Genomic DNA, 19,829 nt, shown 5'->3' on the forward strand with positions numbered 1-19,829 from the left:
CGTCGGCGCTCCCAGGCTTTGCAAATACGAAGAATTAGGATTTACTGTGTACTAGGTCACGACGTCTCGCGTGGTAAAATGATCACCGGGATGGGTGTGGGGAAGTCCGAGCATCCGTCCTGGAGGGCACGACATGAGACCGTGGACCACCTGGATGCCGCGTCTATGGTTCCGGTCCGCTTGATTGGGCCAATGCCGGCGGGACCATGACCTCGATGGGCTGTTTTATTCCCACTATTTGCTCGAGCTTGTGTAGTTTTGTTGCTATACCTTCGGTTATTTCACTGCCTTTTTTGAGCAGGGTTGTTCCGTTGAGCCCGATGATATCTTCTAAAAGTATCATTCCGGGATGGATGTGATCAAGTGTCAGACTGTCCGAAGAATATTTTTCCTCCATTTGGAGCACCTGGATGAAGGATCTGAAGATGTCGATATCATAGCGGTGTAGCTGTTCCTTCATTTTTACCAATGCAGCCTTGTAGCTCATGTCTTGGGCGACGTACCTATCAAAGTCTATGGCAATACGCAGTATCCTTGAGCCAAGGGGAATATCTCCACCCTTGACGTCATCCAGGGGATATCCCTGGCCATCGAAAGATTTATGTTGGTAGGTGATGATTTCCGCCACTTGGTCCATTCTGGGGATTTTGCGGACGATATCGGCGGCCACCAGGACATGCTGGTTGAAGGCCTTGTGGTCTTCTGCCGTGAGTTTTTTGCCGGCATCGATTTTTTTGAGCAACGCATCATCCATGGTGATGCACCCGATTTGTGACAGCATGGCTGCGGTTTCGTACATCCATATGTCGGTTTGCTTGAGATGCATGGCCAAGTTGCTGACATGGCGCTTGATACGCATGATCCGGCCCATGATGGTGGGGCTTGTCAGACTGATGAGTTCCATGAGCACTTCGACCGTTCCCGTGAGCGTCTTTTCAAGGAGTTCTCTTTCGCTGACCAGGAGTTCATGATGGGCAACGGCCGCTTCAAGGGCCTTTAGCATCTCGGTCTGACTGCATGGCTTGTTCAAAAAGCGGAATATTTCACCGTTGTTTATCGCATTCACTGCCACTTCCGTATCCGCATACCCCGTGAGCATGATCCTCACCGTATCCGGGAAGACCTCTTTGACCCGGTGTAAAAACTCGATGCCGTCCATTTTAGGCATTTTCATGTCCGCGACAACGACACAATACGGGCCAAATGCGTTCAGTTTATGCAGGCCGTTGACGGGTCCTACGGCTGTATCCACTATGTATTTCGACCTGAAAATTCTCTTAAATGTCGAAAGGATATTCGTGTCGTCATCGACGAACAGGATCTTTTTCTTTTCCATTGATTATTTCATGTTTTTTGGATGGTGATTGATGTCGTGGGGGTGGTTGTTAAATACGCTGGTCAAACATCCATGGATCGACCGATGTGTCAGCACCTTCTTTCGGGTGATGGAGGGGGATGGATAGTATCTGCCACCACAACTTGGTTGCGTCCGGTATCTTTGGCCCGATAGAGGGCGTCGTCGGCACGTTTGATTGTCTGCTCAATGGAATCACCGGGGGTGTGTTCGGCCAGGCCGAAACTTGCGGTCACCGAGTAGTTGTTGGCCAGAAAATCGGAGTCGGCGAGTCGAGTGCGTATCCGTTCGGCGAGGTTGAACGCCTGGGGGGTGCCCGTAAATGGCAGGAGAATGATGAACTCCTCGCCCCCATACCGGGCTACCAGATCCTCGTTGCGCGTGGTTTCTTGCATGAGGTCGGCGTACCCCTTAAGGACCCAGTCGCCGGCATCATGGCCGAACGAGTCGTTGACCCGTTTGAAGTGGTCGATATCCGTCATGATGAGGGAAACGGCCCCCTTGTTGCGTTGGGCCAGGGAGACCGTCTCTTGTGCGCGTTCGTCGAAATGCCTTCTGTTGGCCAGGTTGGTCAGGGGATCTTTTCGAGTGAGTTCAAGGATCCTACTGTTCGCCCGTTTGAGGTCCCGGTTCTTGGCGTTCAGCTCCCGGCTTATGTTGCTTAGGTCCCGATTGGCCTCCACCAATGCCTGGCCGAGCATCTCCAGTTCGTCGCTGTTTTCGTGGGCCAAAAGCAGGAGGTCGTTCCGTCCGGGGTAGCAGTAAAACACAAATGTTCTCGGTTGACCGTCGAGGGTATCCACGCTCTGCATATACCCCTTTTGCCAACCGGTCTTCATTGTCTCCATGTCGAAATCACCAGAGAAATCGAGGAGGATTTTTTTGAACGGCTGGCCGATGATCCCGGGCCCGAAGGTCTTTTCGGCAAATGCGTTTATACTCTTGATCTTGCCGTCAGGGGAGAGGAGCATGCACAGTACATAGGCTTTCGACCCGATGTATGCGACGATATCCGCTTGATGCTGTCGGTCAAGATCCATGGTGTTTTCCCGTGATTTCGGTCTCCAGAATATCCAGGGTCGGGATGTAGCTGGTGGTTCGATAATGGTCGAGGATCTCTTGGCCGCCCCAGCGGAAGGCCTGCCCACCAGCGAAGATATCGAGGCCGGGGTAGTGGTGCTGGACGGCTTGAATGGTTTTTTCAAGTTCGGGCAGCCCAAAGTAGATGCTCAGGGAAAGGCCGAGCAGATCGGGGGTGGTTTCGTCCAGATGGGCAATCAATTGGTCTACAGGGGTGTTCGCCCCAAGAAAGTGGGTATCCCATCCGTTGATTTCGAGAATGTCCGCGGCCATTTTACCGCCAACCTGGTGGAGTTCATTGGCCGTGCAGGAAATGACCGCCCTGCCTTTGGGTTCTATCCGCTCGTCAAACAACAGTGGATAGACCCCCGTCATCAGTGTTTCGGTGATCGAAGTCGCCAGATGTTCTCTGGCAACGGATATCCTGTTTTTTTCCCAGAGTTCACCAATATGATACAGACTGGCCCTGAAAAGATCCTCGTACAGGGTTTTGAGTGGAATATTTTGCTCCATGAGCTGGTTGACCACTCGGTTACATCCGGCACGGTTCCCCTTTAGCAACATGTGCAGGTAGTCCCGATAAACTCCTGGGGGTATCAAGGATGGCAGCATGGGGGTACCTCGGGCTTTGATTTTCGACCTATTATTTTATCGTGCCGGAAGAGGATTGGTCGGTCAACGCGGTGAACAGAGGAATATTCACGATCATCCAGTCATAAAAGGGATAAATGGCGTCGAAAGATTGCTGAGAGAGTCCACCGCGCAGCAGGTCTACCCAAATGTTCAGGTTGGCGGCCCAGTATGTTGTCTTGAACCCGTGGGATCGGTATGCCCTAAATACCCACAATATCGTATTGACCATGGCCTCTGGGTTGTAGTGCGTGAACTGGGCTTGCATGAATCTGGCAAAATTTCTGTTGTTATCCCGCGCCATTTGCTTGTTGCCCTGGCCGATGAGCCGCTGCAGATCATCCCGTGCATCCAAAATCGTGTTCCCCCGTTCGGCGAGTTCATCCCGTATGGCGGCAAATTCTTCGGCCACCGCTCTGGGGGGTTGGGAAAGTTTGCCGGCCGATGCTAACAGCTGTTCATGCATAGGTTTTCTCCGGGGCTTTTTACATGGTTGTGATAAGAGTGTAGCTCTTGTGGGGCCCGTGGGGTATTTTAGGTAGCACAGTGTAAAAGGGCAGGGCAAGGGAAGTGACGCACTCACGTAAAACCGGGGAGTGGATGGGAATAAGATGTCCCGCCCTCGTTGCGAGCCGTGGTGGATGCAATACACCGATTTCCCGATTTCAGAGGTGGTGTAAGAAAGAATACACCCCGTTAATCACCTCTTCAGGGGTGGAGGCCCCTGCGGTCAGTCCGATGGTCGTGCAGGTTCCGAGCTCGTCGATGGGCAACGCATCTTTTGTTTCCACATGGCAGCATGGTGTTCCCGTGGCCGAGGCAACCTGGGCGAGTCTTCGGGTGTTGCCGCTGTTCATGCCGCCGACGACGACCATGTAGTCGACATCTCCGGCAATGGATATGGCCTCTTGCTGCCGTTCTTTGGTGGCCATGCATATGGTGTCCACGACCGGAAAGGCTCCCAGTATTTGTTCGAGGTGTTGGGTGATCTCTTCGAATTCCTGCCTGTCCTGGGTCGTTTGCGCGGCCAGAAAGCAATTCTTGGGCAGGGAGCCCATGATTTTTTCGAGCTCTTGAGTGTCTTCGAACACGGTATAGTCGTCGTTTGCGTAGCTGACGAGCCCTTTTACCTCGGGATGGTCTTTTTCCCCGAAAAGGAGCAGCCGTCGGCCCATGTTTGAATGTTTGCCGATGAGCATCTGGGCCTTTTTTACCTTGGGGCAGGTGGCATCGACGATTGTGGCACCCGTGTTTTCAATGCCGCGCTGTACGCCGAGAGGGATGCCGTGGGCCCGTATGACCACCACAGAATGCGGGCCCGGGTTTTCCGTCGATGTGTTTTCAAAAACCCCTTTTTCCCGGTAATGGGCGAGAACCTGCGGGTTGTGGATGATCGGGCCCTGGGTGGAGATGTTTTGGTGGTCCTTTTTTTCATCTATGGCCTGGTCGAGTTTTTTGAGGGCGAGTGCCACCCCCATGCAGAATCCGGCCGTTTGGGCCAGAACTATGTTTTTCATTGTTGTTCGTCCTTGGTGGTTCGTATGACCGGGTAAACATTTAGGCAACCGGGTGCACCGGCCGTTACCGGGAGGCGATCTCCTCGATCCCCCTGGCAAATTCTTCCCATGTTCTGCATGTGCACAGCCGAGCCCTGGCCGAGCGTGATCCCGGGAATCCCTTGACAAAGCGGGGGGCCAGGGTGCGCATGCGCAAAAGCGCTTTTTTCTCATCCCCGTGTCGGCAGGTGAGTTCCATAAATTTTTTGATCATGCCGACAAGCTCGGTCGGGGATTTTTCAGGTGCCGGGGTTTTGTGCACCAGCCCGAGAAAACGTTTGAAAATTCCTGGATCGTTCAATGCTCCCCTGGCAAACATGACCGCATCCGCACCTGTTTGCTCCAGGCAGCGCACCGCGTCTTCCGCCCCGAGCAGGTCCCCGCTTGCAATGACCGGAACGGATACCGACTTTTTCAAAAGCGAGAGATCCTCCCAATGCGCGGTCCCTGAAAATCCTTGTCGTGCCGAGCGTGGATGTAGGGTGATCCAGCCCGCTCCGGCCCGTTCGAGGCGTGGCCCGAGTGTCCCGATCAGTTTTTCATCCCCGGACCAGCCCGAACGGATCTTGACCCCGCTGTTCCCCTCGCCTGCCTTGGTGGCCATGATTTCCACAAGTCTAGGCAGTTCGTCCGGGGTTTTCAAAAGGGCCGCGCCCGCCCCTGTCTTGACCACTTTTCTTACAGAACACCCGCAGTTGAGGTCGAAGTAGCGCACCCCCATATCGAGCAGAATGTCCATGGCCCTTGCGATATATTCCGGCTGTGATCCAAAGAGCTGGACGACCAGGGGGGAATCGTCGGGCGTTGCCGCCAAGAGATCCCTTGTTCCTTTGCTGTCATAGACAAGGCCCTTGGCGCTGACCATCTCCGTACAGGCGACAGACGCACCGTATGCTCGGCACAACAGCCTGAAAGGAAGATCGGAAAACCCCGCCAGGGGGGCGAGCCATGGGGTGTCGGGAGAGATGGGGAGGCCGGATGTGGTCATTTTGGGGGGGAGATGGGATCAGACGATCAGGTGGATCCCCTGGGCTATGTTTTCGGTATCGCCGGTGGCTTCCTGGAGGATGATCTCCGGGTAGAGGGCGGAAACCATCAGAAAGATCTCCGTGCCCACGCGGTAGTGTCGTTTGAGCTTTGCCAGCACGCGCAGGTCGGCAATGGTCACCCAGGCCATGTTCTCGGATTGGTATTCGACGATCTTGGCCAGAATGAGATCCCCGAGCCGGTATGTCGATCTGAACTCTCTCTGGGGGGGTGTTTCCTGCCGGGGGCGGTCGGATTGGTTGGAGTTTTTGTGCCTTTTTATGCGCATGGCTTATTGCTCCTGATCGATGATCACCTCGACCTCTTCGATGCTCAATCCGGTCGATCGGGCAAGCGCTTCTATGGATTGTCCGTGCCGGTACCCCTTGAGGATGGTCTGTTTCAGAAATACCGGCGATTGGGCAAAGGCATCGGCCTGTTCGAGGAGACCCTGCAGGGTATTGGCCCTGCGCTCGAGACGGGCATCGAGGCTTGAAAGAATTTTTTGGCGTTCCTCGAAGTTGGCCACGAGTTCTTGTTCGAGCTTGGCGTTGAAATCGAGCCGCGAAAGGAACTCTTCCTGTTTGGTCTGGAGTTGGAGGATAAGGGATTCGGACTTGCGCAATTTGATGAACATCACGGCCACGACCGAAATGAGCACGATCTCCAAAACACCGGAAAAGGCGATGAGCCACTGGAAAGAAGACATGGGTATCTTTGTTGGGGAGTAAGGGTTGAGTGCGCTTGTACGCGCGGTCATTGGCGGCTGGGTGTGTTCGGTGGAGGCCGAGGCACGGTGTCCGAAAAAAAGAGGGTAGAACCCGGCCGCAGGTATGTCTAGACGGTCAGATTGATAATCCGCCCACTTCCCGTAGGGCTCGTTTGTTCTTCCTCCTGCGCTTCCGGTTCCTTTTTTTGTTCCTGGGAAAAAGATTGGCCGGTGTTTTCCTTGTTGTCTTTTTTTACGCTCAGCCCTCCCTCGCCTTTGGTCGCTTTGGGCACGGAGCTTTGTTCGCGTTTTTGTTTTTCAACCGTTTCCTGGCCAGTCAGGACCTGCTGCTGCTCGGGATGGGATTGTTCCCCATGTTGCACTTTCTGAACATGGGGTGCCTGGTTGAGCATAACCGGTAAATTGACAAAGGCCCCCATATCATTCCACCCTGTAGTCCTGGATCAGTATTTCCTCGATCTGGCCGTTTCCGAGATACTGATTGATGATTTCGAGGAGATCCTTTTTGAGCTTTTCTACGTTGTTCTTGTCACGCAAAAAGAGCAGATCCTTGTTCCGGAGATAATAATATACGGCATCACGCAGGATGATCCGTTTCTTGTTGATTTCGTGTTTGAGGACATCCCCTTTGACGGGAAAGGCAAACTGGCAGGACAGGAAACGGTAGGTTCCGTTTGTCTCGTGTTCCACCCAAAAAGGATCGAGAGAGATCGTAAATCCAGTCAACTCCACAGGCGGAGGGGGGGCGACTTCTTGGCGCTGCGGGGGGGCTTCTTCTTGGGCGGGTTGCTCGGGAGGGGGCGGTCCGGGCTCTGGTTTGAGCATGACCCAGGCAAGGGTCGCGGCCACTCCGAGAAGAAAGGGGATGGCGATGAAGAGGATCTTTTTTGATCGCCACAGGGAAAATCCCGTTAATTTTTTGGCTGCTTTTTCTTTTTTTTCGGAGGACTCCGCCTTGTCCGGTGGGGGGCTACTATCTTCGGACTCCTCCTCTTCCTCCTCGTCAAGAAAAATTGCGTCATCAAGGTCGAGTTCGACCTTTGCTGCCGCCCTGGACAGCTCCGAACCGATCTCTCCCCCATCCAGATTGGCCTTGTCGGCGTTCTCTTCCTTGGAGTCGGGATCGATGGCTTCCGGCGCCTGTTCGAGGGTCGTGTCCTTTTTTTTTGCCATGGTTGTGCAAAATACTCCCAGGTGTTTGCTCTTGAGAGGTGGGAGGAGTATCTAACGTAAGAGGGTCCCCGCTCTCCACGGGCATGGGTACAGAAATAGGTGGGGGACCCTCAAGGCGTTGTTAGGCGAAGATTTTGTCGATCTTCTGTCCCAGGGTTTCTGCCGTGAAAGGTTTGACGATATAGTTCGAAACCTTGGCCTGCACGGCTTCGATGATGTTTTCCTGCTGCGCTTCCGCGGTGACCATCAAAAAGGGAAGGTCGGAAAACTCCTCGCTCGAGCGGACTTTTTTGAGCAATTCGATCCCGCTCATTATCGGCATGTTCCAGTCGCTGATGACAAAATCGATCTTGTCCTTGTTCAGTGTGTCCCACGCCGTGGAACCATCGTCGGCTTCGACGATATTGTTGAAGCCGAGCTGGCGCAGAATATTTTTGATGATCCTACGCATGGTGGAAAAATCGTCCACGACAAGGACGCGCATGGTGGTGTCGGTTGCCATCTCATCTACTCCCTGATTCTCATATACAAAAGGTTATTGGGTCACGGATCGGTAGCCATCCGTCCGTGGTCCGCTATGAATTTTTTTCTCAGCTTTGTGATTGCCTGCGAATGCAGCTGTGAAATCCTGCCCTCTGTCACCCCAAGAACCTCCGCGGCCTCGCGCATGTTCAATTCTTCGGCGTAGTACAGGGACAAAACGAGTATTTCCCGTTTAGATAATTGTTCAATGAGATGGGCCAATTTGTCAATGATCTCGTTTGTGGCCGTTTTCTCGTAGGGGTGCTCGAAGGGGTCTTTCAGGGTCGCAAAACGTGTCGTTTCCTCCAACGCATCGATATTGAGGCAGAACTGGTTTTCCAGTGCCTCTCTGCATTGTTCCACCTCGTCCTTGGTAAATCCCGTCAAAGCGGCAATCTTGGTGTTGGAGGGGATGGTTCCGTAGCGGCGCTCCTGGCCCTGCATGGCCGCTTCGATTTTTTTGATTTTTTGGCGCATTCCTCGGGAGAGCCAATCCATCTTGCGGAGTTCGTCGAGCATGGCCCCCTTGATGCGGGTGTCGGCATATGTCTCGAAATGGGTATTCGAGTCCGGGTCGTATTTGTACAAGGCCTCCATGAGTCCAAGCGACCCCGCGCTCATGAGTTCCTCGGGATCGATGTGCGTCGGGAGTTTCGCCTTGAGACGCAAGGCCTGGATCTTGATCTTCAACCCGTAAACGCTGACTATCTCTTTTTGGGTTCCGGGATCGAGATCGGCAAAGGGGATGCGCTGTTCTTCAAGAACGGCCCAGGGTTTATTCATTGAAAAGGAGTTTTTTCCAGAAGAATTTTATGTTGCCATCGAGTTTTTGTGGTCGTTCCCAACCGGTGATCCGTTTGGCCGCTTGGGAGATGTGTTTGGCGGCCTCGCTGTTCGGCGCGGATTCCGAAAAAGGAATCTGATCCGTTACCGCTTTTCTGACCACTTGATCAAGTGGTATGTAGCCTAGAAAATCCAGGGAGACCCCACTTAAAAAATGATCACACGCCTCGTAGAGCTTGGCAAAGACATTTTTGGCCTCTTTCTGGTCCGAAACCATGTTCACGAGGACCCGGAAATGTTCGACGCCATGGCTGAGTTTCAGGACCTTGATCAAGGCGTAGGCGTCCGTCAATGAGGTCGGCTCGGGGGTCAGGATCACAAGACGTTCCTGCACCGCAAGGTTGAAGTACAGGACGTTGTCGTTGATCCCCGCGCCGGTGTCCACGATGAGAAAGTCGGTGGTCTCCTCAAGATAGTCCATGGATTCGAGGAGTTCGAGCTTTTGTCCCGTGGAAAGCGAGAGCATGGAACTCACTCCGGATGCCGCGGGCAGGATGGAGAACCCGTACGTGGTCTTGAAAAGGATTTTGTCGAGCGGGGTCTGTTCGTGAAAGAGGTGGAAGAGGTTGTGTTCGGGAGCAAGGCCAAGGATGACGTCCACATTGGCCAGCCCCAGATCCGCGTCGAGGAGTATGACACGTTTGCCGAGTTTTTGGAGCTGATAGGCCAGGTTGACCGAAATATTGGTCTTGCCGACGCCGCCCTTGCCGGAGGTCACGGAGAATACCAGGGGGAGATTGCCGTTCATGTCAGATTGTCCTTGTGCGTGTTGTCAGATGCCTGCGTGTTCCGTTCGGTCGACGGGAAACGGTCACCGGACCGTTGGGAGTTGGTGTTTGAAAAGGAGACGCCAGACATCCTCGTTCGAGGCCTTGGCTGTAGTGTTCCTGAGCCCGGGTCCAAAGGCGAGGAGCGAAATGGGTAATCCCGTGGTAAAACTTTGGTTCACAAGGTCCCCATAGGTACATGCTTCGTCGAGTTTCGTCCAGATGATGCTCATGGTGCCGGGGGTCTGGAAGCGCTTGACAAAAGCGTCCTGCTGGTTCCTTGCGTAGAGGGGACTCAAAACGAGATGGAACCGAATACTCCTTGCTATGCCCGGACATTCCGCCTCCATCCAGTTGGACAGTGTCTCCGTGCTCGACAGCCCCGGCAGGTCGACGAGTATCCTGTCGTAGTCGTTTTTCCGGGCGACAAGTTGTTCCCAATCTCTGTCCGTCTTCAAATCCTGATAGAAGAATCCCGAGATGTCTGCATAGTGTTTCAGGAAAAGTCGTCCCTTGCCGTGATAGTGGTCCCCGTTGGCAATGCAGATTTTCGCCGACGGAGTGTTCCGTTTCATGGCCAGGGCGATGCGCAAGAGCGTGCTTGTCTTGCCGCACCCATAGGGTCCTGCCAGGGCGTGGATGGTGCCGCTCGCATCGGAGTCCATCCATGCGTTGGTTTTCATGATACCGCCGAGCACATGCAGTGGGGACCTTTTCACGTCCTCGACAAGCCGTTTCCAAATGGTGAACAGACAATGGGAGGACACCCCCTCCTTTTCAAGGTACTGGATCACCTGCCTCTGTTTCGAGGGGAGCTGGTCGAGGTCCATTTTGGGGCGGAGGACGCTTAAACACTGTTCGCGCAGCTCCGCCCATTCCCGCTGCATGGCCTGCCAGTCCATATTTCCCTGTGCGGGCGGGGGATTGTTGGTGGGCTGCTCGTTGGCGGGCATGTCGCTTTCAAGGGCGGCCATGACCTCGCAGATCTTGCGCCCACCGACCGTTTTGGTCTGGGTGCTCAAGATGACCGCATCGGGCCCGAGATCGTTTTTGATCTTGGCCATGACCGCGCTGTTGGTTGTGCCCTGAAAGGTTTTAACGTGCATTCTTCAGACTCACGGTTGCAATGGATTCAAGACGGATATCCGCCGGGATTTCGGCCTGGGAAAGGACCGGAAGGGTCGGGATGAATCTGGTAACGAGCTGGGCCAGGTGTGGACGCACGGCCGGGCTTGTCAAAAGGACCGGCTGGCCGTCTGCGACGACCGTGTTCTCTGCGGCCTGGTTGATCGCCTGGATGACCGCCTGGGCCGTTCCCGGTTCCATGGCCAGGAATGTTCCCTGGTCCGTCTGGCGAAGGCTCGACTGGAATTCCTGTTCGATGTCCGGACCAAGGGTCAGGATGTGCAGTGCTCCGCTTTGTTCCCCGAGGTAGGGACGGACGATGGTTCTTGAGAGGCGTTGGCGCACGAATTCCGTCAGTTGGTCGGGGTCCTTTATCGATTGGCCGTAGTCGGCCAGGGCCTCGGCGATGGTCAGCATGTCCCTGATGGAGATGTTTTCCCGTACCAGGTTTTGCAGGACTTTCTGCACGGATCCAAGGGTCAGGATGTTGGGTACGAGTTCCTCGACGACCTTGGGCGATCGCTGGGCGAGATTGTCGAGCAGGGTCTGGACCTCCTGGCGTCCCAGGAACTCGTGCAGGTTGCGCCTGAATATCTCTGTTAGATGGGTGGCGATGACCGTCGATGGGTCGACTACGGTGTATCCGGCGACCATGGCCTCTTCCTTACGGGCCTCGGGTACCCAAACCGCGGGAAGGTTGAAGGCCGGTTCCAAGGTTTCCACGCCCTTGATTTTGTGCTTGGCATCGCCGGGATCCATGGCCAGGAGATGGTCGATGAGGATCTCTGCCTGGCCGACCCGGTTGCCCTTGACGAGCAGTGCATATTCGCCGGGCTTTAGTTCCAGATTGTCCCTGAGATGCAGCGAGGGAATGATCACACCCATATCCAGGGCGAATTGGCGTCTGATGGAACGGATTCTCGAGAGCAGATTCCCGTTTTGCTCTTCATCCACGAGAGGAATGAGTCCGTAGCCGACCTCGAGCTCCATGAGGTCGAGGGGGAGCAGTGACTTGACCTCTTCGGGGCTGTCCAGACTTGGCTTGGCCTGTGCCTTTTCCTTGGCCTGGGCTTCCTGATCGTCCTTTGCGCTCGGGCCGAGTTGGGCCAGACCGAAGAGGGCCGCTGAAATGATCAGAAAGGCCAGGGTGGGCATGCCCGGGATCAGGGCGAAAAGGAGCAGGACGGAGGCGACCAGGCGCAATGCCCTGGGCTGGTAGGTCAACTGGGCGATGAATTCCTCGCCCATCTTGGCTTCGGCAGCCGCCCGGCTGACAATGATACCTGCCGATGTGGAGATGATGATCGAAGGAATTGTCGAGACGAGTCCGTCACCGATGGTCAACAATGTATATGTCTGTGCAGCCTCCATCCAGGACATGTCCTGCTGCAGGACACCGATGAAAAGTCCGCCGATGATGTTGATCGCCGTGATGAGTATTCCGGCCATGACATCCCCTTCGACGAATTTTCCGGCACCGTCCATGGCCCCGTAGAAATCCGCCTCCCGGCGCATGTCGTTGCGTTGGTTCTTGGCCTGTTCCTCGTCGATGAGTCCGGAGTTCAGATCGGCCTCGATGGACATCTGCTTGCCGGGCATGGCGTCGAGCGTGAACCTGGCCGCTACCTCGGCGATCCTTGTCGTACCTTTGGTGATGACCATCTTGTTCAGGGCGAACAAAATGAGGAAGATGACCACACCGACAACATAGTTGCCGCCGACCACGAATTGTCCAAAGGCCTGGATGACCTTGCCGGCGGCCGCGGTGCCTTCCCCGCCGTGCAGAAGGATCACCCTGGTCGTGGCGATGTTCAGCCCGAGGCGGAGAAGTGTTGTTACAAGGAGCAGGGACGGAAAGATGGAAAATTCGAGGGGCGATTTCAGAAACATGGCCGTGACAAGAATGACGAGTCCGAAAGAAATATTGAAGGCGAGCAGGACATCGAGGACGATTGTCGGCATGGGGATGAGCATGACGAAAAGGATGACCACCACCCCGCCGGCAAGCATAACATCGCCCTGTTTGGCGAACTTCGAATAATCGAATGAAAAGGATGTCTTTGCTGTTGCCATATATTTGACGCCCTATATTGTCCGGTTTTTGTTCCGCAAGATCACTTGCGCTTGTTGGTATTGAATACCTGGGCAAGGATTCCCGCCACGGCCTGGAACATTTCTTCGGGAATCATGTCGCCTACTTCCACACTCTTATACAAGGCACGTGCCAGGGGTTTGTTTTCTCTGATGGGAATGTTGTTCTCGTGGGCGATCTCCCTTATCCGCATGGCCACATGGTCAGCCCCCTTGGCCAGAATGAGCGGGGCCGGAGCCTCGGTCGGATTGTATTTGATGGCCAGGGCGAGATGGGTCGGGTTGGTGATGACCACATCGGCATCGGGCACCTTTTGTATCATCCGTTGCTGGGAGACGGCGAGCATTTTTTGTTTCTGCTGGTTTTTCACCTTTGGATCGCCTTCGGACTGTTTTTGTTCGTCCTTGACCTCATCCTTGCTCATCTTCAGGTTTTCCTCGTAATCCCATCGTGTGTAGATGAGATCGCCGATCCCGATGATGGTCATGGGAATAAGGGCATAGATGGCCATCTTGGCCCCGACCGAGAGCATGTGGATAGCGATGCCTTCCGGGGACTTGTAGAACACCGGGGCGAGTTTGAAGAACTCCGCTTTGAGGACGATATAGGGGGCGATGGCCACTGCCGCGGCCATGAGAACGCTTTTTATCAACCTGACAACGGTTTGGATATCGAAAAAAATCTTTTTGATCCCGGTAAATATGTTCAGTTTGAGTTTTGGCTTGAGGACCTTGGATGACCACAGCCGCCCCACCTGTAAGCGCATGACCAGATAGGCGATAAATGCCAAAAAGAGCAGGGTGGGCACGAGCATGTAGGCCAGGGCCTTGCTCACGTAGAACAGGAGTTCGTAGATGTTTTCCGGGGTGAATCGCGTGTCCATTCCGGGGCCGAAAAACCAGTGCATCAGGATGCGCATCTGCCGGTAGTAGAAGCCGATGGTCAGGAAAAGGGCCAATACGCCGCCCATGAGCAATACCGCCTTGGAAAGCTCCTGGCTCTTTGGTACATTGCCTTCCTCGCGGGCTTTATCGCGCCGTTTGGGTGTGGCTTTTTCGGTTTTGCTCGGATCGCTCTGGGGCATGGCTTGGAATGGTCAGTGGTTTTTTCGGCTCAAACACAGACAGGCGCGTGGAGGAAGGGAACGCTATTTTGGAACAGGGGCCAGAATGGCTCGGTACGTCGGTTCGATGGCCGTGACGAAATCGGTCATGAGCATGGAGACGATGCTAAAAAGGATCCCGAGGAACAAAAAGCCCACGGTTATTTTTATGGGGAATCCGACGATGAGAACGTTCATCTGCGGTGCGGCCCGTGAAATCAGGGCCAGTGAGAGGTCGACAAGAAAAATGGCGATCATGACCGGCGCGGCGATCTTGACCGCCAGAACAAAAATTTGACCGGAAAAATCGAGGATCCCTTTGTACATATGCGGGGTGATGACCATTCCACCGGGGGGGATGAATTTAAAACTCAAGGAGAGGGCGTGCAGAAGATAGAGATGGCCGTTGACGCAAAGGAAGGTCAACAGGGCGATCATATAGAGAAAATGCGAGGCTACTGATTCAGACATGCCGCTGTCGGGGTCGACAACGTTGACCATGGAAAAACCCATCTGGAAACCAATGATCGTTCCACCTGTTTGCAGGGCGGCGAACAAAAATCTGACGACCAGCCCAATGGTCAGCCCGAGGAGCAGCTCCGACAAAAGCATGAGCACAATGGAAAAGGGATGGCCTGGAAAGCTGACGCCTTCAAAGGACAGGGTCGGCCACAATGCGAAGCTAAGGAGCAGGCAGGTCGCACCCTTGACCATTTTAGGAACCCCTTCCCCCCCGAAAAACGGCAGCAGGAAAATGAGCAGGCTGATCCTGAAGAAGGTGAGCAAAAAGCTCAATATGGATGCGGGATCGAAATGGAAAAGGTCCATGAATACCCTTCTAGCAATTCATGGACCAGAGAAAGACGTGGAATAAAGAGCTACTCAACGATGTACCTAAACGGGTTGACGGGGACACCGTTGAGGCGGACCTCGTAATGCAGGTGTGGACCGGTGCTGCGCCCGGTATTGCCGACATAGGCAATGAGCTCGCCGCGTTTGACACGCGCCCCCTTTTTGACGGCATATTTGTGCAGGTGGGCATAGCGGGTGACGATCCCGTTGCCGTGATCGACCAGAATGTTTTTACCGTACCCGTGGTCTTTCCTAATCTGGACCACTCTTCCACCGGCTGTTGCGTGGATAGGAGTTCCTGTGGGGGCGGAAATGTCGAGTCCTTTGTGGAATTCCCTGCGGCCGGTAAACGGAGAACGCCGGTAGCCGAACTTGGAGGTCAGCCACCCTTTGGTCGGCCATATGGAGGGTGTTCTGGCCAGCAAATCCTTTTTCTCAAGCATGAAGGAGATGATTTCCTGCTGCTTGATCTCCTCAAGTTTGGCCTCGGTGTTGAGGTGGTCGATGAAGTCATGCATTTTTCTCACAAGACGTTCACTACGGTAGTGTGGCAAAAAATCGTTTTTGATTTTTTTGGGATGGGGGCCGCCCCGGTTGATTATGTTCGCGCTGTGCGGGCCCTGGTCGAGATTGGCCATGACACGTATCTTGGTGTTGAGTTCCTGCATCTGCTCGATTTCGTTGGCCAGCCGCTGGATTTTGCCGCTGAAGCTGACGAGCTGTGTCCGTTGCTCCTCGTTTCTTTTCGATAGGCCGGCCAGTTCACGCTCGGCATGACGATTTCCGGACCAGCCCTTGTAGAAATAGAGATTTGAGGCGACGAGTCCCGTGATGAAGAGAATAAGAACGCAAAATATCCAGCCGCGGCAGCATAGCTGCCGGCATGTAGCACCCGATCCGCTAAAGACGACTATTTTATATTTACTGGTAATCATGGACATAGGTTGGCGGCCCGATCCGCTTTTTGGCTGTGTAGAGTGTTTTTTTGTATGATTTTGAAATGATATCCATGGATTGCTATGAAATCCTAAGCGTTTCGTCAAGCTGCCACCGCCGCAATCCGTTATATATGTTCTTTTTCAGTGTCGGGTTGTCCTGGGTGATGTTTTCAATCCATTTTTTTGTCTGGGTCCGTTTTGTCGTCGTGGCCGACGGGCAGGATGTTGCCGTTATGGGAAACCCCCATTGTCTGGCCGCTGTGGAGATAGTTTTTTCGTCGACAAGGAGCAGGGGGCGGATGAGGGTCAGGCTGCCGCCAAAATAGCTTTCGCACGGCGATAGCCCGCTGACCTTTCCGGTCTGGAAGATGTTCATGAAGAACGTCTGCACCAGATCGTCGCTATTGTGTCCGAGGGCGAGGTGGGTGAGGTTGTATGTCCGGCAGAGATCGAAGAGGTGTTTGCGCCTGAACCAGGAACAGAAAAAACAGGGAGAGTTCTTCGTGTTTTCCGGTGAATGGGCCCTTGGGCCATAGTTGGTCAGGTCGATATGTGCCGGGACCTTGCGTTTTTTCAGCCACTCGGCAAGTGGTGTGTGCTCGTCCGGATCAAACCCCGGATTGAGATGCAAGGCCATGATTTCAAAGCGGTAGGGCAGGATCCTTTGGCGCATACGCAGCGCCTGGAGCATGACCCAGCTGTCCTTTCCGCCGGAAACGGCAATCCCGACACGGGCTCCTTTATGGAGCATCGAGGTTTGCTGGACCAGTTTACCGCTTTTGCCGATACAGGTTCTTTGGGCGAACCGCAGTTTTTTACGTTTTTGCATGGTCCTAAAAGTGACTGGAGGCATTGACTTTTGTCCATGTCTCGTTATTTCTTGACGTGGAAATGTATGTACCCACGAACCATGGGGCAGCAATCCTGTGGTTGCTATGTGGCATGCCTTTTGGCTCCTTAACGAATGGTTCTTGCTTGGTGATGTGCGCCGATGGGCTTTTCCGCCGGTCAAAAAAAATCCCCTCCAACAAGACGGAAAGGGCTGACGGTGGCGTGCTCATCTCCGTCCCCCATGGGAGCGGTGCATTTGCCCTTTTACCCCGGAGAGATGTTATGGCTTTTTTTGTCAACGACGATAAGTTCCCCGATGCTTCCGATGGCCAGGTCATCCACGTCGATCGGGATCGGTGTGATGGATGTGCCATGTGCGTGGACACCTGTCCGACCAACGCCCTGGAGATACTTCCAAACCGCAACCGACCGGGAAAGCATGTGGTTTTCGTTCATCCCAAGCTGTGCAAGGGGTGTGGTGTCTGCCAGGCCACCTGTCCCAAAGAGGCCCTTTTCCTGCCCGGTTTGAGCCCTGCAAACATACGCGACTTTATCACGATAGCCGTTGATGAGGCCTGTCAGGCCCCGGCCGGTTGACCGGTTCGCCCCCATATTAACCGTCTGGACGAGTGGTTGCGCAGGAGCATTGGGGCTCTTGGAACCCTGCGGCGATTCCAATGCCCGGCTAGGCCGGTGTCACGGGAATTGCCCCGTCCCCTGGGGTGGCGTTGGATTAGAGGTTGACATCCAAAGAGCTGCCCCCTATTTTTATTTGTTTTCCACGTCAACAATAAAGTCAGCGCGCCGGGTCGCTGGTTAAAAATATCGTGTGTTCAGGGTTCTGGACGCCCGATTGTTTTTTTGCCGGACCCAAAGGAGGTCAAATGGCGAGAATTACGGTCGAGGATTGCCTTGCCAAGGTGAATAATAGGTTTATGGTCTGCCAGATGGCCATTGAACGGGTCAAACAGTATCGCGAGGGGTATAGCTCCCTTGTCAAATGCGACAACAAGGAAGTGGTCACTGCCCTGCGGGAAATCGCCGCAGGAAAGGTACGCCCGGCCACTTCTTCAGACCCGGAGTAAGGACGAGGAAGGAAATTTATGTCCAAGAGGGATTATTACGAGGTACTCGGGGTGGCCAACGGGGCCCCCAAGGAAGAGATAAAAAAGGCCTACCGGAAAATGGCCTTGAAATACCATCCGGATCGCAATCCAGACGATCCCGAAGCCGAGGCCATGTTCAAGGAGGCCGCCGAGGCCTACGAGGTCCTGGGCGACGACGCCAAGAGGCAGCGCTACGACCAGTTCGGCCATGCCGGTCTTGGAGACAACGGGTATGAAGGGTTCAGTTCCACCGAGGATGTCTTCAGCGCCTTTGGGGATATTTTCGGGGATATTTTTGGTTTTGGACATTCCGGACGCGGGCCGCGCCCCCAGGCCGGGGCCGATCTGCGATACAACCTGACCATTTCTTTCCGTGAAGCGGCCAAGGGAATGGAGGCCAAGCTCAAGATCCCCAAAAGGGAGACCTGTGACGAATGCGGTGGGACCGGTGCAGAGCCCGGAACATCTGCGGAAACCTGCCGGCAGTGTAACGGTCAGGGGCAGGTATACCAGAGCCAGGGATTTTTCCGTATAGCCGTTGCCTGTCCAGTATGCCATGGCCGTGGAGAGATCATCACCCATCCGTGTTCCAAATGTCGGGGGCGCGGCCAGATCAACGTGAACAAGGAACTCAGTGTTCGCATTCCTGCAGGGGTGGACAACGGGAGCCGGCTGCGCCTGCGTGGTGAGGGAGAGCCCGGTGCCAATGGCGGGCCGCACGGTGATCTGTATGTTGTCATCTACGTGGAAGAGGACAAGGTCTTCAAACGCCATGGCCAGGACCTGATCACTTCTGCGGAAATTTCCTTTGTGCAGGCGGCCCTTGGTGTCCGTATCGAGGTTCCCACCCTTGATGATCCCGTTCCCATGGACATCCCCAAGGGAACACAGAGTGGAACCGTGTTGCGGCTCAAATCCATGGGCATTCCCTATCTGAACAATGGACAGAAGGGAGATTTGCTTGTGGAGGTCAATGTGCTCACTCCAACTCGGTTGTCCAAGCGCCAGGAGGAGTTGCTCACGGAATTCGAGCAACTCGAGCAGGAAAAACCTATGGAGAAGGTCAAGGGATTCTTCCGCAAGAAAGCGAAAAAAACCAAAAAGGCCATGGGTGACTAGATATGGAAGAGGGGCTGACACATGTCGGTGTGGACGGCAATGTGACCATGGTGGATGTGGGGGATAAACCCGATACCCTGCGTAGAGCCGTTGTTGGGGTGAGCGTTATCGTCAATGAACGGACCATGGATCTTTTGTCCCAAGAGGCATTGCCCAAGGGAGACGTCCTGACGACCGCCAAGATAGCCGGTATCCAGGCGGCCAAGAAGACATGGGAACTCATCCCCATGTGCCATCCGTTGCTCCTGAGCTACCTCGATGTCCGTTTCGAGGTTGACGGGGCTAAAAACACCATCCATATCCAGGCCGAGGCCAGGACCACTGCCGGGACCGGAGTGGAGATGGAGGCCCTGGTGGCGGCCCAGTGTGCGGCCATGACCATCTATGACATGTGCAAGGCAGTACAGCGGGATATTCTCATTACCGATTGCAAACTGCTCCATAAAAGTGGCGGCAGAAGCGGGACGTATGAATATGCTGGAAAATAGAAGATCAACGTAATCCTTGTTTTTTTTACAGGAACAAAAAAGACCGGGCCGTGTACGCATGGCCCGGTCTTTTTTGTAGTATCTTCGATACGTGGTGACGGGCTGTTTGGTGTAGAGCCGTCTTTGCAGTTTTGAAACCAAGGATCGATCAAAGAGTATATGGCAACAGATGGTTGATCAGGTATCAGTAATTCCCGGTAAAAATAGTCATAAACGCAATCATTCCGGATAGATTCGTATGTGCTATTTACGGGTCGCCCCCCTGTCGTTCCCCCCCCTGCTCGAGAAATGTACTCCGTTTTTCAAAAAATAACGCAGGAGTTTTTCCCCATCTTCCAGCGGAGCTGAAATCCAGAATCCCCGTCGGTCCTTGCAAAAAATATAATGCACTTGTCCCATCAAAAAAAAAGGACTTACAGCAAAAAACTGTAAGTCCTTTTTTTTCTTGGTGCGCCCGGCAGGATTCGAACCTACGACCCTCTGATTCGTAGTCAG

General features: G+C 54.2%; 23 protein-coding genes. 4 read left to right on the top strand and 19 right to left on the bottom strand.

Features of this window, described 5'->3' with window-relative positions; translation table 11 throughout:
- Positions 1-163 precede the first annotated feature (163 nt).
- The 19 genes from ACY692_RS10565 to ACY692_RS10655 form a co-directional block, all read right to left on the bottom strand.
- Complete coding sequence (locus ACY692_RS10565) at positions 164-1,336, bottom strand: HD domain-containing phosphohydrolase (protein WP_462325328.1); 1,173 nt, start codon at positions 1,334-1,336, stop codon at positions 164-166.
- 89 nt (positions 1,337-1,425) lie between these two features.
- Positions 1,426-2,394: a GGDEF domain-containing protein gene (locus ACY692_RS10570; RefSeq protein ID WP_462325329.1), complete on the bottom strand. Its 969-nt coding sequence runs from the start codon at positions 2,392-2,394 to the stop codon at positions 1,426-1,428.
- Positions 2,384-3,046: a cobalamin B12-binding domain-containing protein gene (locus ACY692_RS10575; RefSeq protein ID WP_462325330.1), complete on the bottom strand. Its 663-nt coding sequence runs from the start codon at positions 3,044-3,046 to the stop codon at positions 2,384-2,386. Before ACY692_RS10575 ends, ACY692_RS10570 begins: the two co-directional genes overlap by 11 nt.
- A gap of 31 nt (positions 3,047-3,077) precedes the next feature.
- A complete protein-coding gene (locus tag ACY692_RS10580; protein WP_462325331.1) occupies positions 3,078-3,530 on the bottom strand; it encodes a hypothetical protein in 453 nt (150 codons plus the stop codon).
- Positions 3,531-3,729: 199 nt separating this feature from the next.
- On the bottom strand, positions 3,730-4,581 hold the full coding sequence (gene ispH / locus ACY692_RS10585) for a 4-hydroxy-3-methylbut-2-enyl diphosphate reductase (RefSeq protein WP_462325332.1): 852 nt from the start codon (positions 4,579-4,581) through the stop codon (positions 3,730-3,732).
- A gap of 64 nt (positions 4,582-4,645) precedes the next feature.
- Complete coding sequence (locus ACY692_RS10590) at positions 4,646-5,608, bottom strand: tRNA dihydrouridine synthase (RefSeq protein ID WP_462325333.1); 963 nt, start codon at positions 5,606-5,608, stop codon at positions 4,646-4,648.
- 18 nt (positions 5,609-5,626) lie between these two features.
- Positions 5,627-5,935, bottom strand: a complete 309-nt coding sequence (locus ACY692_RS10595; RefSeq protein ID WP_462325334.1) for a hypothetical protein — start codon at positions 5,933-5,935, stop codon at positions 5,627-5,629.
- A gap of 3 nt (positions 5,936-5,938) precedes the next feature.
- The gene (locus tag ACY692_RS10600; RefSeq protein WP_462325335.1) at positions 5,939-6,355 is read right to left on the bottom strand and encodes a hypothetical protein; all 417 of its coding nucleotides are present in this window, start codon (positions 6,353-6,355) and stop codon (positions 5,939-5,941) included.
- 128 nt (positions 6,356-6,483) lie between these two features.
- Entirely contained in the window at positions 6,484-6,795 is a 312-nt protein-coding gene (locus ACY692_RS10605; RefSeq protein WP_462325336.1) for a hypothetical protein, read from the bottom strand.
- Between the two features lies 1 nt (position 6,796).
- Entirely contained in the window at positions 6,797-7,549 is a 753-nt protein-coding gene (locus tag ACY692_RS10610) for a flagellar basal body-associated FliL family protein (protein WP_462325337.1), read from the bottom strand.
- 121 nt (positions 7,550-7,670) lie between these two features.
- Positions 7,671-8,051 (bottom strand): chemotaxis response regulator CheY, encoded by a 381-nt coding sequence (locus ACY692_RS10615; RefSeq protein ID WP_462325338.1) that lies wholly within the window; start codon positions 8,049-8,051, stop codon positions 7,671-7,673.
- Between the two features lie 41 nt (positions 8,052-8,092).
- Entirely contained in the window at positions 8,093-8,854 is a 762-nt protein-coding gene (locus ACY692_RS10620; RefSeq protein WP_462325339.1) for a FliA/WhiG family RNA polymerase sigma factor, read from the bottom strand.
- Positions 8,847-9,662 (bottom strand): MinD/ParA family protein, encoded by an 816-nt coding sequence (locus ACY692_RS10625; protein ID WP_462325340.1) that lies wholly within the window; start codon positions 9,660-9,662, stop codon positions 8,847-8,849. The genes ACY692_RS10620 and ACY692_RS10625 overlap by 8 nt, the downstream gene beginning before the upstream one ends.
- A 63-nt stretch (positions 9,663-9,725) precedes the next feature.
- Positions 9,726-10,787, bottom strand: coding sequence for a flagellar biosynthesis protein FlhF (locus ACY692_RS10630; protein WP_462325341.1), 1,062 nt, complete (start codon positions 10,785-10,787; stop codon positions 9,726-9,728).
- The gene (flhA, locus tag ACY692_RS10635; protein WP_462325342.1) at positions 10,777-12,879 is read right to left on the bottom strand and encodes a flagellar biosynthesis protein FlhA; all 2,103 of its coding nucleotides are present in this window, start codon (positions 12,877-12,879) and stop codon (positions 10,777-10,779) included. The genes ACY692_RS10630 and flhA overlap by 11 nt, the downstream gene beginning before the upstream one ends.
- Before the next feature lie 41 nt (positions 12,880-12,920).
- On the bottom strand, positions 12,921-13,982 hold the full coding sequence (gene flhB / locus ACY692_RS10640; protein ID WP_462325343.1) for a flagellar biosynthesis protein FlhB: 1,062 nt from the start codon (positions 13,980-13,982) through the stop codon (positions 12,921-12,923).
- Positions 13,983-14,045: 63 nt separating this feature from the next.
- Positions 14,046-14,828: a flagellar biosynthetic protein FliR gene (gene fliR / locus ACY692_RS10645; protein WP_462325344.1), complete on the bottom strand. Its 783-nt coding sequence runs from the start codon at positions 14,826-14,828 to the stop codon at positions 14,046-14,048.
- Positions 14,829-14,878: 50 nt separating this feature from the next.
- A complete protein-coding gene (locus ACY692_RS10650; RefSeq protein ID WP_462325345.1) occupies positions 14,879-15,793 on the bottom strand; it encodes a M23 family metallopeptidase in 915 nt (304 codons plus the stop codon).
- A 76-nt stretch (positions 15,794-15,869) separates the two neighbouring features.
- Entirely contained in the window at positions 15,870-16,643 is a 774-nt protein-coding gene (locus ACY692_RS10655; RefSeq protein WP_462325346.1) for a tRNA lysidine(34) synthetase, read from the bottom strand.
- 260 nt (positions 16,644-16,903) lie between these two features.
- Between ACY692_RS10655 and ACY692_RS10660 the strand changes: the two genes are divergently transcribed.
- From ACY692_RS10660 to moaC, 4 genes are all read left to right on the top strand, one after another.
- Positions 16,904-17,218, top strand: coding sequence for a 4Fe-4S binding protein (locus tag ACY692_RS10660; RefSeq protein ID WP_462325347.1), 315 nt, complete (start codon positions 16,904-16,906; stop codon positions 17,216-17,218).
- 287 nt (positions 17,219-17,505) lie between these two features.
- Entirely contained in the window at positions 17,506-17,706 is a 201-nt protein-coding gene (gene rpoZ, locus ACY692_RS10665) for a DNA-directed RNA polymerase subunit omega (RefSeq protein WP_462325348.1), read from the top strand.
- Between the two features lie 18 nt (positions 17,707-17,724).
- A complete protein-coding gene (dnaJ, locus tag ACY692_RS10670) occupies positions 17,725-18,846 on the top strand; it encodes a molecular chaperone DnaJ (protein WP_462325349.1) in 1,122 nt (373 codons plus the stop codon).
- 2 nt (positions 18,847-18,848) lie between these two features.
- Positions 18,849-19,334, top strand: coding sequence for a cyclic pyranopterin monophosphate synthase MoaC (gene moaC, locus ACY692_RS10675; RefSeq protein WP_462325350.1), 486 nt, complete (start codon positions 18,849-18,851; stop codon positions 19,332-19,334).
- The last annotated feature ends 495 nt before the right edge of the window (positions 19,335-19,829 follow it).

The organism is Desulfoplanes sp. (assembly GCF_054921335.1).